Origin of the sequence: Stenotrophomonas sp. SMYL11 (genome assembly GCF_036320005.1) — a bacterium.
Lineage (GTDB): Bacteria > Pseudomonadota > Gammaproteobacteria > Xanthomonadales > Xanthomonadaceae > Stenotrophomonas > Stenotrophomonas maltophilia_A.
The window spans coordinates 1-13,645 of the sequence record NZ_JAWIRS010000021.1 but is presented as its reverse complement, the minus strand read 5'-3'; the positions used below and the strand labels follow the sequence as shown (position 1 = coordinate 13,645).

The following is a 13,645-nucleotide window of genomic DNA, read 5'->3' as shown; positions in this document are numbered from 1 at the left end:
CATCAACGCAGGTAATGCATCAGCACGCCCAGAAGGGCAATCAGGCCGATGATCATCGCGAAGGCGTAGTGATAGAGGAAACCGGATTGGGTACGACGCAGCACGCCGGCTGCGACGTCCACAACACGTGCCGAAAGATTGACCACGCCGTCGACGATGTTGCTGTCGATCCAGCGTGCGACCTTGCCCAGCTTGACGCTGCCGCCGGCAAAGCCATCGATCCACAGCTTGTCGAAGCCGTACTTGTTTTCCAGCACCGACACCAGCGGGGCGAAGGTCTTGCGCGCCTTGCCCGACAGGTCCGGCTTCCACAGGTAGAACAGTGCAGCCAGCAGGAAGCCCGCCAGGGTCAGCCAGAACGGCGGCAGCATCATGCCGTGCAGCGCGAACGCCACCGGACCATGGAACTCTTCGCCCAGGAAGCCAACGGTGTTCTTGGCCGGATCGTAGAAGTTCACGATGCCGGTGAAGAACGTCTGCGCCTGGCCCTTGATGGCCTCGTGCGCATGGTGGCCGGCCCAGTCGGTGCCGTGCAGCATAGGACCGATGCTGAAGAAACCGATGGCGATCGACGGGATGGCCAGCAGGATCAGCGGCAGCGTCACCACCCACGGGGTTTCATGCGGCTCATGCGGACCGTGGCCATGGCCGTGATCGTCATGGTGCGCGTCCCCATGATGGGCATCAGCATGGTGCGCATCTGCGGCGTGGTGATCGTCATGGCCATGGCCGTGATCGTCATGCGCGTCGCGGAAGCGTTCCTTGCCGTGGAAGGTCATGAACAGCAGGCGGAAGCTGTAGAAGCTGGTCACCAGCACGCCACCCAGCACGGCCCAGTAGCCGTAGGTGGCCACCCAGCTGTTCTGCATGTGCGCGTGGATCTCGGCGGCCTCGATGATGGTGTCCTTCGAGTAGAAGCCGGAGAAGAACGGCGTACCGACCAGGGCCAGGGTACCGATCCACATGGTGACGAAAGTGATCGGCATGTACTTGCGCAGGCCGCCCATCTTGCGCATGTCCTGCTCGTGGTGCATCGCGATGATGACCGAGCCGGCACCCAGGAACAGCAGCGCCTTGAAGAAGGCGTGGGTCATCAGGTGGAACACGGCGGCCGAATAGGCCGACACGCCCAGTGCGACGGTCATGTAACCCAGCTGCGACAGCGTGGAATACGCGACGACGCGCTTGATGTCGTTCTGCACGATGCCGATCAGGCCGGTGAAGAACGCGGTGGTGGCACCGATGAACAGGATGAAGTTCAGCGCGGTCTGCGACAGCTCGAACAGCGGCGACATGCGGGTGACCATGAAGATACCGGCGGTCACCATCGTCGCGGCATGGATCAGTGCCGAGATCGGGGTCGGGCCTTCCATCGAGTCCGGCAGCCACACGTGCAGCGGGACCTGGGCCGACTTGCCCATGGCACCGATGAACAGGCAGATGCAGATGACGGTGGCGATCGACCAGATCACCGGCTCGTTCAGCAGCTGCATGCCGAACATGGTGCCGTCCCAGATCTGCAGCTGGGCGCGCGGGTCAGCCAGCATGCCGGCCTGCGAGAACACCTGCGAGTAGTCCAGGGTGCCGAACACCCACAGCACGCCGGCGATGCCGAGCAGGAAGCCGAAGTCGCCGACGCGGTTGACCAGGAACGCCTTCATGTTGGCGAAGATCGCGGTCGGGCGCTTGAACCAGAAGCCGATCAGCAGGTACGACACCAGGCCCACCGCTTCCCAGCCGAAGAACAGCTGCAGGAAGTTGTTGCTCATCACCAGGGTGAGCATCGAGAAGGTGAACAGCGAGATGTAGCTGAAGAACCGCTGGTAGCCCGGATCGTCCTGCATGTAGCCGATCGTGTAGATGTGGACCAGCAGCGACACGAAGGTCACCACCACCATCATCATCGCGGTCAGCTTGTCGACCATGAAGCCGACGTGGGCCGAGTACTGGCCGACTTCGAAGAACGTGTAGATGTTCTGGTTGAACGGCTGTGCGCCGCCCCAGAGCAGCTGGTAGAGCGTGTACATCGACAGGCCGCAGGCAACCGCAACGCCGAGGATGGTGATGGTCTGCGCGCCGAAGCGCTTGACCTGGCGACCGAACAGGCCGGCGATGATGCTGCCGAACAGCGGTGCAAGCACCACTGCGATCAACAGACTCTTGGAGAGAGTGATTTCCATCTGTGGATCAGCCCTTCAACGAATCGACTTCGCCGACATTGATCGTGCGGCGGGTACGGAACAGGGTCACCAGGATCGCCAGGCCGATGGCGGCTTCCGCGGCGGCGACGGTCAGGATGAAGAACACGAACAGCTGGCCGGACGGATCGCCCAGCTGACGCGAGAAGCCGACGAAATTGATGTTCACCGACAGCAGCATCAGTTCGATCGACATCAGCAGGACGATGACGTTCTTCCGGTTGAGGAAGATGCCGGCCAGGCTGATGGCGAACAGCACCGCGCCCAGCGCAAGGATGTGGCCAAGGGTAATCACGGCTGGGTCTCCTCGCCGGCGGCCGGCTTGCTGTTGCTGTGCACGACCGGCGCTTCGGCGCCCATCTTGACCATGCGCAGGCGCTGGCCGGCCTTGACCATGGTCTGCTCACCCGGGTTCTGGCTCTTCACGCCGGTACGGCGGCGCAGGGTCAGCATCACGGCGGCAACCACGGCCACGGTCAGGATGACGGCGGCGAACTCGAACGGCAGCAGGTACTCGGTGAACAGCGTACGCGCCAGCCAGGTGACGTTGGAGCTGTCGGCAGCGACCGCAGCGGCGTTGTCGGCCGGGAACGGGGTAACCGCCCTGCCCTTCACGCCGATCAGGATCAGCATCTGCACCAGCATCGCCACGGCAACAATGAGACCGACCGGCAGGTAGCGGACCCAGCCCTCACGCAGCTTGGTGGGGTCGATGTCGAGCATCATCACCACGAACAGGAACAGCACCATCACAGCGCCGACATAGACCAGCACCAGCGCCACGCCGAGGAACTCGGCGCCGACCAGCAGCCACACGCAGGCAATGGAGAAGAAGGTCAGCACCAGGCAGAGCACGGCGTGAACCGGGTTGCGCACGCTGATCACCGCACCGGCCGAAACCGTTGCCGCGATGGCGAACACCCAGAAAGCGATATTTACCCAATCCATCTCTCGACCTCAGCGGTAAGCGGCATCGGCGGCGCGACGCTCGGCGATCTCGGACTCGAGACGGTCGCCCAGGGCCAGCAGCTGCGGCTTGGTAACGATGTTTTCGCCACGATTCTCGAAGTGGTACTCGAGGATGTGGGTTTCGACGATCGAGTCCACCGGGCAGCTTTCTTCGCAGAAGCCGCAGAAGATGCACTTGAACAGATCGATGTCATAGCGCGTGGTACGGCGGGTGCCGTCTTCGCGCTTGGCCGAGTCGATGGTGATGGCCAATGCAGGGCACACCGCCTCGCACAGCTTGCAGGCGATGCAGCGCTCTTCACCGTTGGGGTAACGGCGCAGGGCGTGCAGGCCACGGAAGCGCGGCGACTGCGGGAACTTCTCCATCGGGTACATCATCGTGTACTTGGGCTTGAAGCTGTACTTCAGCGTCAGCCAAAGGCCGCCCAGCAGTTCGAGCAGCAGCAGGCTCTTGAAGTAATGGGTAATCCTGTTCATCACTTAGACGCCCTTTTGAATCACGCCGAAGAACACCATGACGGCGGTAACCGCGATCCACAGAATGGCCAGCGGGATGAAGACCTTCCAGCCCAGGCGCATGATCTGGTCATAGCGGAAGCGCGGGAAGCTGGCACGGAACCAGATGTAGGCACTGGCGAAGAAGAACACCTTGACGAACAGCCACGGTGCACCGCCCTTCCAGATCCAGTCGACCAGCGGCGAGACGTCGCCGAAGTTGACCCAGCCCTGGATGGGGCTCAGCCAGCCGCCGAGGAAGAAGATCGAGATCAGGAAGCTGATCAGGATCATGTTGGCGTATTCGGCCAGGAAGAACAGCGCGAACGCACCGCCCGAGTACTCGACCATGTGGCCGGCGACGATTTCCGATTCACCTTCCACCACGTCGAACGGCGCGCGGTTGGTTTCGGCAACGCCCGACACCCAGTAGATGACGAACAGCGGGAACAGCGGCAGCAGGAACCAGTCGAAGAAACCGGAGTTGCCGGCCTGCGCCATCACGATGTTGCTCAGGTTCAGGCTGCCCGACGCGATCATCACGCCGACCAGGGCGAAGCCCATGGCGATTTCGTAGCTGATCATCTGCGCCGAGGCGCGCATCGCACCCAGGAACGCATACTTCGAGTTGGATGCCCAACCGGCCAGGATGATGCCGTAGATGCCCAGCGAGGTCATCGCCAACAGGTACAGCAGGCCGGCGTTGGCGTTGGAGAGCACGATCTGCGAATCGAAGGGAACCACCGACCAGGCTGCGAAGGCCGGGGCCAGGGTGATCAGCGGTGCCAGCAGGTAGATCGCCTTGTTGGCGCTGCTCGGCTGGACCACTTCCTTGAACAGCAGCTTGAAGACGTCGGCGAAGGCCTGGAAGATGCCCATGCCCACGTACATCGGGCCGTGGCGGACGTGCATCCAGCCGATCAGCTTGCGTTCCCAGACCACATAGAAGGCCACCGAGATGATCACCGGAACGGTGATCACCAGGATCTTCAGGATGATCCAGATCAGCGCGCCGATGTCACCGAGGCCAAGCAGCCACTGGTGCAGCGGGTCGACCGCGTTCAACAGCAATTCGTTCATGCAGCCACCACCGTTACGCGAGCGGCACCCAGCGGCGCGGTCGCGCCGTGGCCCGATTCAATCCAGACCGAACCCGCAGCGACGCGGGCGTCGATCACCACCGGCAGGGTGGCCTTGCCGGCATCGGTGCCGACCTTGGCCATCTGCCCTTCCTGCAGCTGCAGGCGAGCGGCATCTTCAGCGTTCAGCACGATGCGCGGGGCGTTGTTGAGCGGATGCGACTGCAGCGCCGGGGCCCGACGGACCACCGCATCGGTGCGGTAGATCGCGGCGGTCGAAGCCACTTCCAGGCCTTCGCCGGCAACCACCGGCTGTGCCGAGGCGGCAACGGCGACCGACACCGGGGCCAGGCTGGCGCGCAGGCCGGCCAGGTCGGTGAAGTCGAAACCGGCCAGCGCCATTTCGCCGCCCAGTGCGCGCAGCACGCGCCAGCCTTCACGGGCCTCGCCGGGCAGCTTGCCGCCGGCACGGGCCGACTGCTCGCGACCATCGAGGTTGGTCAGGGTGGCGTCGATTTCCGGCAGTGCGCCGATCGGCAGGATCACGTCGGCAACGTCGCGGGTGGAGACGCAGGCGAACTGGCTGAAGGCCACCACCTTGGCGCCGACCAGCGCCTTGCGCGCAGCGGGAGCGTCAGCGAAGTCCAGGCCCGGCTCCAGGCCGTACACCACGTAAGCCTGGCGCGGCTGCGCCAGCATGGTGGCCACGTCCTTGCCGGCCGGCAGCACGCCGGCGCGGGCCAGGCCCACGGCATTGGCGCCCTGCGGGATGCGGCACAGCTTGGCACCGGTGGCGGCAGCGAAGTCACGCGCAGCGGCGCGGATCGCGGCGGCCTGCGGGTGGTTCTCGGCGATGCCACCGACGATCAGCACGGTGTTGTTGCCGCCCTGCACTGCCGAACGCAGTTCCTCGCTCGCCAGCGCGTCGGCGAACTTCGACGGGGCGACGATCTGCTTGCCGGCGATGCTGAAGGCGAAGTCGAAGTCCACCGGGTTGACGACGTGGATCTTCGCGCCCTTGGTGGTCTGCGCCTTGCGCAGGCGGGCGTGCAGCAGCGGCAGTTCGTGGCGGATGTTGCTGCCCAGAACGACGATGCGGTCGGCGCCTTCGATCTCGGCCAGCGGCAGGCCGAACACTTCGGCGGTGGCGGCGTCGGAGAAATCGCGGTTGTTGATGCGGTGGTCGATGTTGTTCGAGCCCAGGCCCTTGGCCAGGCGGGCCAGCAGCGCGCCTTCCTCGTTCGAGGTGGACGGATGCACCAGCACGCCCAGGTTGTCGCCCTGGTTGGCCTTGAGGATCTCGGCGGCCGCGGCCAGGCCTTCGGCCCAGCTCACTTCCTTCCACTCGCCATTGACCTTGCGCAGCGGCTTGACCGCACGGTCTTCGCTGTACAGGCCCTGGTGCGAGTAGCGGTCACGGTCGGACAGCCAGCACTCGTTCACCGCTTCGTTGTCGCGCGGCACGGTGCGCAGCACTTCGCCGCGACGCACGTGCAGGAACAGGTTCGAACCCATCGCGTCGTGGTAGCCCAGCGACTCGCGCGCGGTCAGCTCCCACGGGCGGGCGCGGAACTGGAACACCTTGTTGGTCAGCGCGCCGACCGGGCAGACGTCGACGACGTTGCCGGACAGCTCGGTGGTCAGCGGCTTGCCGTCGAAGGTACCGATCTGCAGGTTCTCACCGCGGTACATGCCACCCAGCTCGTAGGTACCGGCAACGTCGGCGGTGAAGCGGACGCAGCGGGTGCACTGGATGCAGCGGGTCATCTCGGTGGCGACCAGCGGGCCCATGTCCTCGTCCGGCACCACGCGCTTGCGTTCGTTGAAGCGGCTGACCGAACGGCCATAGCCCAGCGACACGTCCTGCAGCTCGCACTCGCCGCCCTGATCGCAGATCGGGCAGTCCAGCGGGTGGTTGATGAGCAGGAACTCCATCACCGAGCGCTGGAACTTCAGTGCCTTTTCACTGCGGGTGGCGACCTTCATGCCATCCATCACCGGGGTGGCGCAGGCCGGCGCCGGCTTCGGCGACTTTTCCACGTCCACCAGGCACATGCGGCAGTTGGCGGCGATCGGCAGCTTCTCGTGGTAGCAGAAGCGCGGAATCGAAATGCCGGCCTTGTCGGCCGCCTGGATGATCATCGAACCCTTGGGCACGACCAGCGACTTGCCATCGATTTCGATGGTCACGTGATCCGGTGGCACGTTCGGGTTTACGGGTTGCGCGCTCATGCGGCGGCTGCCTCCACCTTCTTGCCGTCAACCATCGAATGACCGTTGACGATGTAGTACTCGAATTCGTCCCAGAACTGGCGCAGGAAGCCCTGGATGGGCCATGCAGCCGCTTCACCGAACGCACAGATGGTGTGGCCTTCGATCTGGCCGGCCACCGCCTTCAGCTGGTGCAGGTCTTCCATCGTGGCCTTGCCGGCGACGATGCGCTCCAGCACGCGGTGCATCCAGCCGGTGCCTTCACGGCACGGGGTGCACTGGCCGCACGATTCCTTGTGGAAGAACTGGCTGATGCGGCAGGCGAACTTGACGCAGCAGACGCTGTCGTCGAGCACCACGATCGCACCCGAACCCAGGCCGGAGCCCAGCGCACGGATGGTGTCGTAGTCCATCGGCAGGTCCTTCAGCTCGGCCGCGGTCAGCACCGGCATCGACACGCCGCCCGGGATCGCACCCTTCAGCGTGCGGCCCGGACGCAGGCCACCGGCCATTTCCAGCAGGTCGTGGAATTTGGTGCCGAGCGGCACTTCGAAGTTGCCGCCGTTCTGCACGCAGCCGGACACCGAGAAGCACTTCGGGCCGCCGTTGGCGGTCAGGCTCAGGCCCTTGAACCACTCAGGACCGTTGCGGATGATCGCCGGCACCGAACCATAGGTTTCGGTGTTGTTGATCGTCGACGGCTTGCCGTACAGGCCGAAGTTGGCCGGGAACGGCGGCTTGTAGCGCGGCTGGCCCTTCTTGCCTTCCAGCGATTCCATCAGCGCGGTTTCTTCGCCGCAGATGTACGCGCCGGCGCCCAGCGCACCGTAGATGTCGATGTCCACGCCCGAGCCCATCACGTTCTTGCCCAGCCAGCCATTTGCATACGCGTCGGCCAGGGCCTGCTCGAAGTGCTCGAACGGCTCGTGGTGGAACTCACCACGCAGGTAGTTGTAACCCACGGTCGAACCGGTGGCGTAGCAGGCGATTGCCATGCCTTCCACCACCGAATGCGGGTTGTAGCGCAGGATGTCGCGATCCTTGCAGGTGCCCGGCTCGGATTCGTCCGAGTTGCAGAGGATGTACTTCTGCATGTTGCCCTTGGGCATGAAGGACCACTTCAGGCCGGTCGGGAAGCCGGCGCCACCGCGGCCACGCAGGCCCGAGGCCTTGACCATCTCGATGACCTGCTCCGGCGGGATCTTCTCTTCGAGGATCTTGCGCAGGGCGGCGTAGCCACCGGTCTTCAGGTAGCTTTCGTACGACCACGGGGTGTCGTAATGCAGGGTGGTGTAGACCACCTGGTGCGGCAGCGGCGCGGGGCCGACCGGACCCTTGGATTCGTGGTGATGTGCCATGCCCTTACTCCAGCCCGTCCAGCAGCTCGTCGACCTTTTCCAGGGTCAGACGCTCATGGTAGTGACCGTTGATGACCATCATCGGCGCGCCGCCGCAGCCGGCCAGGCACTCTTCCTCGCGCTTGAGGTAGACGCGGCCGTCCGGGGTCGATTCACCGTGCTTGATGCCCAGCTTCTTCTCGCAATGGCGGACGATGTCCTCGGCGCCATTGAGCCAGCAGCTGATGTTGGTGCAGATGGCCACATTGTTGCGGCCCACCTTCTCGGTCTCGAACATCGAGTAGAAGCTGGCGACCTCGTAGGCCCACACCGGCGGCAGGTCCAGGTACTTGGCCACGCCGGCGATCAGTTCGTCGGTCAGCCAGCCCTGGTTCTGCTCCTGGGCCGCATGCAGGCCCTGCAGCACGGCAGAGCGCTTGCGGTCCGGCGGGAACTTGGACAGCCAGTGATCGATGTGAGCGCGGGTCTTGTCGCTCAGCACCACCATCGGGTCGACGTCGCGCGCCGCCTCGAAATTACCTGTCGCCTTCATCGGCCGACCTCAGCGAAATGCATAACGTGAAATTCCAGAAACTGCGGCGCCGGCTTGCGCCGGCTGCCTGCAGCGGGCGTTGGCGTGGCGGACGGCATTACCGGTCAACCTCGCCGAACACCAGGTCGTAGGTACCGATCATCGCCACCACGTCGGCCAGCATGTGGCCGCGCACGATCGAATCGATCGAGGACAGGTGGGCGAAGCCCGGTGCACGCAGGTGCACGCGGAACGGCTTGTTGGCGCCATCGGAGACCAGGTAGCAGCCGAACTCGCCCTTGGGCGCTTCCACTGCCGCGTAGGTTTCGCCGGCCGGCACGCAATAGCCTTCGCTGAACAGCTTGAAGTGGTGGATCAGCGCTTCCATGTCGTCCTTCATGTCCTCGCGCTTGGGCGGAGCGACCTTGAAGTTCTTGACCATGACCGGGCCCGGGTTGGCCTTCAGCCACGCCACGCACTGCTTGATGATGCGGTTGGACTCGCGCATTTCGGCAACGCGGACCAGGTAGCGGTCGTAGCAGTCGCCTTCCTTGCCCAGCGGGATGTCGAAATCGACGGCATCGTACTTCGCATACGGACGCTTCTTGCGAAGGTCCCAGGCGATGCCCGAGCCGCGCAGCATCACGCCGGTCATGCCCCACTGATGGGCCAGTTCCGGAGTGACCACGCCGATGCCGACGGTACGCTGCTTCCAGATACGGTTGTCGGTCAGCAGGGTCTCGTATTCGTCGATACGCTTGGGGAACTCGACGGTGAAGTTCTCCAGGAAGTCCAGCAGCGAGCCTTCACGCGAAGCATTGAGCTGCTTCAGCGCCTTGCCCTTGTGCCAGCGCGATTCCTTGTACTTCGGCATGTGGTCCGGCAGATCGCGGTAGACACCGCCCGGACGGTAGTACGCCGCGTGCATGCGCGCGCCGGAGACCGCTTCATAGCAGTCCATCAGCTCTTCGCGCTCGCGGAAGGCGTACAGCATCACCGCCATCGCACCCAGGTCGAGCGCGTTGGAGCCCAGCCACATCAGGTGGTTGAGGATGCGGGTGATTTCGTCGTACATGGTGCGGATGTACTGCGCACGCTCCGGCGCCTCGATGCCCATCAGGGTCTCGATCGCGCGCACGTAGGCGTGCTCGTTGCACATCATCGACACGTAATCCAGGCGATCCATGTAGCCGATCGACTGGTTGAACGGCTTGGACTCGGCCAGCTTTTCGGTACCACGGTGCAGCAGACCCACGTGCGGGTCGGCGCGCATGATGGTTTCGCCGTCCATTTCCAGGATCAGGCGCAGCACACCGTGAGCGGCCGGATGCTGCGGGCCGAAGTTCATGGTGTAGTTGCGGATTTCCTGCCGGCTTTCGGCGGCGTTGCTGGCGAAGGCCTCGCCGGCCTGGTGTACGTGGCTCACTTCACTGCCTCCTGCGCGCGCTCACCCTCTGCGGTCTGCAGACGGGCGTCGTCGCGGATCACGCGCGGCACGCCGACACGCGGCTCCACCGAGGTGACCGGTTCGTAGATCACGCGCTTCTTTTCTTCGTCGTAGCGGACTTCGACATTGCCGATCAGCGGGAAGTCCTTGCGGAACGGATGGCCGACGAAACCGTAGTCGGTCAGGATCCGGCGCAGGTCCGGGTGGCCTTCGAAGATCACGCCGTACAGGTCGAACGCTTCGCGCTCGAACCAGTTCAGGCCCGGCCAGATGCCGGTCAGCGAGGACACCACCGGCAGCGCTTCGTCAGGGGCGAAGCAGCGCAGGTGCATCATCAGGTTGTGCTGGTACGAACGCAGCTGGGCGACCACGGCGAAACGCTGGGTCGGCATGTGCTGCGGGCGGGCACCGTCGGCGCCGTTTTCCTCGGTGGGGAACTCGCCCCACGCGAAACGGCCCTGGGCCTTGCCTTCGACGCCACGGCTGAAGCCCTGCGAGGACACGTCGGCGGTGTCCCATTCGTCGGAGCCATAACCGAGGTAGTCGACGCCGCAGAGATCCACGGCCTGCTCGAAACCAAACTCGTCACGCAGCGCCAGGGCGGTGGCGTGCCACTCGGCGGCAGGCACTTCCAGCGTCACTTCGCCGCGGGGTTCGACCACGATGACCTTCGCACCTGCGAAACGTGCGGAGAGTCGGTCGATGAAGGATGCTTGCTCTGCCATGGGGGCTTGGCGCGCTCTTGTCAGGTGAAGGGGTCAGCGGGCGATGGTCTGTGTACGCCAGATCTTCTTCTGCAGCTGCAGGATCCCGTACACCAGCGCCTCGGCGGTCGGCGGGCAGCCCGGGACGTAGACGTCCACCGGCACCACGCGATCACAGCCGCGCACCACAGAATAGGAGTAGTGGTAATAGCCGCCACCATTGGCGCAGCTACCCATCGAGATGACCCACTTCGGGTCCGGCATCTGGTCGTAGACCTTGCGCAGCGCCGGGGCCATCTTGTTGACCAGGGTACCGGCCACGATCATCACGTCGGACTGACGCGGCGACGGGCGGAACACCACGCCGTAGCGGTCAAGGTCCAGGCGCGCGGCGCCGGCGTGCATCATCTCGACCGCGCAGCAGGCCAGACCGAAGGTCATCGGCCACATCGAGCCGGTGCGTGCCCAGTTCAGCAGTGCATCGACGCTGGTGGTGACGAAGCCCTTTTCCAGCAGCGGGTTGTCGCCTTCCGGCCGCAGGATGTCATCAACCCGGCCTTCCGGCGTGGGGTTGTTCATGAGGCCATCGAGAGTCTGTATCACTCCCATTCCAGCGCTCCCTTCTTCCAGACGTAAATGAAACCGAGGAACAGCATGCCGACGAACAGGCCCATGGTGATGAGCGAACGGGCACCCAGCTCCATGAAGACCTGGGTCCACGGCACGATGAAGATGATTTCCAGGTCGAAGACGATGAACTGGATCGCGATCAGGTAGTAGCGCACGTCGAACTTCATGCGCGCGTCTTCGAAGGCCTCGAAGCCGCACTCGTACGGCGACAGCTTTTCCAGATCGGGGCGGCGGGGACCGAGGAATCGACCAACCAGCATCAGCGTAATGCCGATACCGGTGGCAACGATCAGAAACAGCAGAGACGGCAAATATTCGGCCAGCACAGCGATTCTCTCTTGCCTCTGCCGCTGCGCCTGCAGGCGCTTTGGCATGGGGGAGTGGACGGGAATCTGCCTGGCGCCTTGCGCGCCAGACGAACCCGCTTTACTTACAAATGGTGCCCAAGAGGGGACTCGAACCCCTACGACTTGCGTCGCTACCACCTCAAGGTAGTGCGTCTACCAATTCCGCCACCTGGGCAAACGATCACATCAGACTATCTTCCCGATGCGCCGCGTATTGTAACCGGCTTCAGTCTTTCTGGGAGCCTTCCGAAGGCTTTTCTTCACCAGAAACCGAAGATTCCGCCTGAGCCGGCACATTCGCAGCCGGAACCGGGGCGGCCGGGACCGCATCGGCCTTCGGAACGGCCGGCAGTTCGCCCGCCGGAGCCGCCGGAGCAACTGCCGCCGGTGCGGACATCAGACCCAGATCCTGGTCGGCCGCCGGGCGGCTGCCATGGCCGGCATACCAGGCCATGAAGAGGCTGATGCCGAAGAACACGACAGCCAGCCACTTGGTCGACTTGGACAGGAAGTTCGAGGCGCCACGCGCACCGAACACCGTACCCGAGGCACCGGCACCAAAGCCCGAACCCGCCGCCGCACCCGAGCCACGCTGCATCAGGATCAGCGCGATCATGGCCACAGCGACCAGCACGTAGACGACATTGAGGATCAACATCAGCATTGGAAACCGCCCTCGGACAAAACTTCTAGGATTAGTTCGCGGCCGCCGCCCGTGCGATGGCCAGGAAGTCCGCGGCCACCAGGGAGGCGCCGCCGACCAGCCCACCATCGACATCCGGCTGCGCGAACAGTTCCCCGGCATTGTCGGGCTTCACGCTACCGCCGTAAACAATGGGCAGTGAATCAGCGATTCTAGCATCGATACGCGCGACTTCGCCACGGATGAAGGCGTGCACCTGCTGCGCCTGCTCCTTGGTAGCGGTACGGCCGGTACCGATGGCCCAGACCGGCTCGTAGGCGACCACGGCCTTGGCGAAACCGGCCGCGCCGACCAGCTCCAGCACCGGCGCCAGCTGGCTGGCGATGACCGCTTCGGTCTGCCCGGCCTCGCGCTGCTCCAGGGTCTCGCCCACGCACAGCACCGGCACCAGGCCGGCGTGCTGGGCGGCGGCGAACTTGCGCGCGACCAGCTCGCTGCTTTCGTGGTGGTACTGGCGGCGTTCGGAATGGCCGACCAGGCCATAGCGGGCGCCGACCTCGACCAGCATGGCGGCGCAGACCTCGCCGGTGTAGGCGCCCTTCTCGTTACTGCTCACATCCTGCGCGCCAAAGGCCAGGCCGGTCTCGCCGAAGTCCTCGACCAGCTCCCCCAGGTAGGGCAGCGGCGGCAGGATCACCACGTCCACCCTCTCCAGCGGCAGCCCGGCGGCGACCTGCCCCAGCAGTTCATTGGCGAATTGACGGCTGCCATGCAGCTTCCAGTTTCCGGCGACGATCTTGCGGCGCATGAGCGGGTGGCTCCTGTGTGAAGTCAGCCGGTCATGATACCCGTTACGGCAAAAATCCGTTTCTTTGTAAGCGGTTACATGGATTTTCAGCCAACGGCGCAGCCCCTCGTGGCGGGGGTTTGGCTGGGTTGGTCGCAGAAAGCCCGGTTGGATTGGTGGGCTTGGCCGGGGGGGGGGGGGGGGGGGGGGGGGGCGGGGACCCCCGCGGGGGGGGGGGGGGGGGGGGGGCGGGGGGGCGGCGCGCC

14 protein-coding genes and 1 tRNA gene are annotated in these 13,645 nt (G+C 64.6%); all 15 read right to left on the bottom strand.

What is annotated here, in order from left to right:
• Window positions 1-2: 2 nt before the first annotated feature.
• Window positions 3-2,180: an NADH-quinone oxidoreductase subunit L gene (gene nuoL, locus V3B46_RS20150; RefSeq protein ID WP_329892731.1), complete on the bottom strand. Its 2,178-nt coding sequence runs from the start codon at window positions 2,178-2,180 to the stop codon at window positions 3-5.
• Window positions 2,181-2,187: 7 nt separating this feature from the next.
• Window positions 2,188-2,493, bottom strand: coding sequence for an NADH-quinone oxidoreductase subunit NuoK (gene nuoK, locus V3B46_RS20145; protein WP_005417921.1), 306 nt, complete (start codon window positions 2,491-2,493; stop codon window positions 2,188-2,190).
• Window positions 2,490-3,146, bottom strand: coding sequence for an NADH-quinone oxidoreductase subunit J (locus tag V3B46_RS20140; RefSeq protein ID WP_329892730.1), 657 nt, complete (start codon window positions 3,144-3,146; stop codon window positions 2,490-2,492). The genes nuoK and V3B46_RS20140 overlap by 4 nt, the downstream gene beginning before the upstream one ends.
• A 9-nt stretch (window positions 3,147-3,155) precedes the next feature.
• On the bottom strand, window positions 3,156-3,644 hold the full coding sequence (gene nuoI, locus V3B46_RS20135) for an NADH-quinone oxidoreductase subunit NuoI (protein ID WP_006381128.1): 489 nt from the start codon (window positions 3,642-3,644) through the stop codon (window positions 3,156-3,158).
• A gap of 3 nt (window positions 3,645-3,647) precedes the next feature.
• Window positions 3,648-4,742: an NADH-quinone oxidoreductase subunit NuoH gene (gene nuoH / locus V3B46_RS20130; protein WP_006381129.1), complete on the bottom strand. Its 1,095-nt coding sequence runs from the start codon at window positions 4,740-4,742 to the stop codon at window positions 3,648-3,650.
• Window positions 4,739-6,973, bottom strand: a complete 2,235-nt coding sequence (gene nuoG / locus V3B46_RS20125; protein WP_329892729.1) for an NADH-quinone oxidoreductase subunit NuoG — start codon at window positions 6,971-6,973, stop codon at window positions 4,739-4,741. Before nuoG ends, nuoH begins: the two co-directional genes overlap by 4 nt.
• The gene (gene nuoF, locus V3B46_RS20120) at window positions 6,970-8,310 is read right to left on the bottom strand and encodes an NADH-quinone oxidoreductase subunit NuoF (protein WP_005410459.1); all 1,341 of its coding nucleotides are present in this window, start codon (window positions 8,308-8,310) and stop codon (window positions 6,970-6,972) included. Before nuoF ends, nuoG begins: the two co-directional genes overlap by 4 nt.
• A 4-nt stretch (window positions 8,311-8,314) precedes the next feature.
• Window positions 8,315-8,842, bottom strand: coding sequence for an NADH-quinone oxidoreductase subunit NuoE (nuoE, locus tag V3B46_RS20115; protein ID WP_005410460.1), 528 nt, complete (start codon window positions 8,840-8,842; stop codon window positions 8,315-8,317).
• Window positions 8,843-8,939: 97 nt separating this feature from the next.
• Window positions 8,940-10,247: an NADH-quinone oxidoreductase subunit D gene (locus V3B46_RS20110; RefSeq protein WP_006458796.1), complete on the bottom strand. Its 1,308-nt coding sequence runs from the start codon at window positions 10,245-10,247 to the stop codon at window positions 8,940-8,942.
• A complete protein-coding gene (locus V3B46_RS20105) occupies window positions 10,244-10,993 on the bottom strand; it encodes an NADH-quinone oxidoreductase subunit C (protein WP_005410462.1) in 750 nt (249 codons plus the stop codon). The genes V3B46_RS20110 and V3B46_RS20105 overlap by 4 nt, the downstream gene beginning before the upstream one ends.
• 33 nt (window positions 10,994-11,026) lie before the next feature.
• Window positions 11,027-11,581, bottom strand: coding sequence for a NuoB/complex I 20 kDa subunit family protein (locus tag V3B46_RS20100; protein WP_005410463.1), 555 nt, complete (start codon window positions 11,579-11,581; stop codon window positions 11,027-11,029).
• On the bottom strand, window positions 11,572-11,928 hold the full coding sequence (locus V3B46_RS20095; protein ID WP_008265012.1) for an NADH-quinone oxidoreductase subunit A: 357 nt from the start codon (window positions 11,926-11,928) through the stop codon (window positions 11,572-11,574). The genes V3B46_RS20100 and V3B46_RS20095 overlap by 10 nt, the downstream gene beginning before the upstream one ends.
• Before the next feature lie 111 nt (window positions 11,929-12,039).
• Window positions 12,040-12,124 (bottom strand) — tRNA-Leu (locus tag V3B46_RS20090).
• A gap of 51 nt (window positions 12,125-12,175) precedes the next feature.
• The gene (secG, locus tag V3B46_RS20085) at window positions 12,176-12,613 is read right to left on the bottom strand and encodes a preprotein translocase subunit SecG (RefSeq protein ID WP_010486424.1); all 438 of its coding nucleotides are present in this window, start codon (window positions 12,611-12,613) and stop codon (window positions 12,176-12,178) included.
• A gap of 31 nt (window positions 12,614-12,644) precedes the next feature.
• Window positions 12,645-13,400: a triose-phosphate isomerase gene (tpiA, locus tag V3B46_RS20080; RefSeq protein WP_329892728.1), complete on the bottom strand. Its 756-nt coding sequence runs from the start codon at window positions 13,398-13,400 to the stop codon at window positions 12,645-12,647.
• Window positions 13,401-13,645: the final 245 nt, after the last annotated feature.

Coding starts and splice junctions, on each gene's coding strand:
- nuoL (WP_329892731.1), bottom strand. CDS start 2,180: ATGGAAATCACTCTCTCCAAGAGTCTGTTGATCGCAGTGGTGCTTGCA.
- V3B46_RS20140 (WP_329892730.1), bottom strand. CDS start 3,146: ATGGATTGGGTAAATATCGCTTTCTGGGTGTTCGCCATCGCGGCAACG.
- nuoI (WP_006381128.1), bottom strand. CDS start 3,644: ATGAACAGGATTACCCATTACTTCAAGAGCCTGCTGCTGCTCGAACTG.
- nuoH (WP_006381129.1), bottom strand. CDS start 4,742: ATGAACGAATTGCTGTTGAACGCGGTCGACCCGCTGCACCAGTGGCTG.
- nuoG (WP_329892729.1), bottom strand. CDS start 6,973: ATGAGCGCGCAACCCGTAAACCCGAACGTGCCACCGGATCACGTGACC.
- nuoF (WP_005410459.1), bottom strand. CDS start 8,310: ATGGCACATCACCACGAATCCAAGGGTCCGGTCGGCCCCGCGCCGCTG.
- nuoE (WP_005410460.1), bottom strand. CDS start 8,842: ATGAAGGCGACAGGTAATTTCGAGGCGGCGCGCGACGTCGACCCGATG.
- V3B46_RS20105 (WP_005410462.1), bottom strand. CDS start 10,993: ATGGCAGAGCAAGCATCCTTCATCGACCGACTCTCCGCACGTTTCGCA.
- V3B46_RS20100 (WP_005410463.1), bottom strand. CDS start 11,581: ATGGGAGTGATACAGACTCTCGATGGCCTCATGAACAACCCCACGCCG.
- secG (WP_010486424.1), bottom strand. CDS start 12,613: ATGCTGATGTTGATCCTCAATGTCGTCTACGTGCTGGTCGCTGTGGCC.
- tpiA (WP_329892728.1), bottom strand. CDS start 13,400: ATGCGCCGCAAGATCGTCGCCGGAAACTGGAAGCTGCATGGCAGCCGT.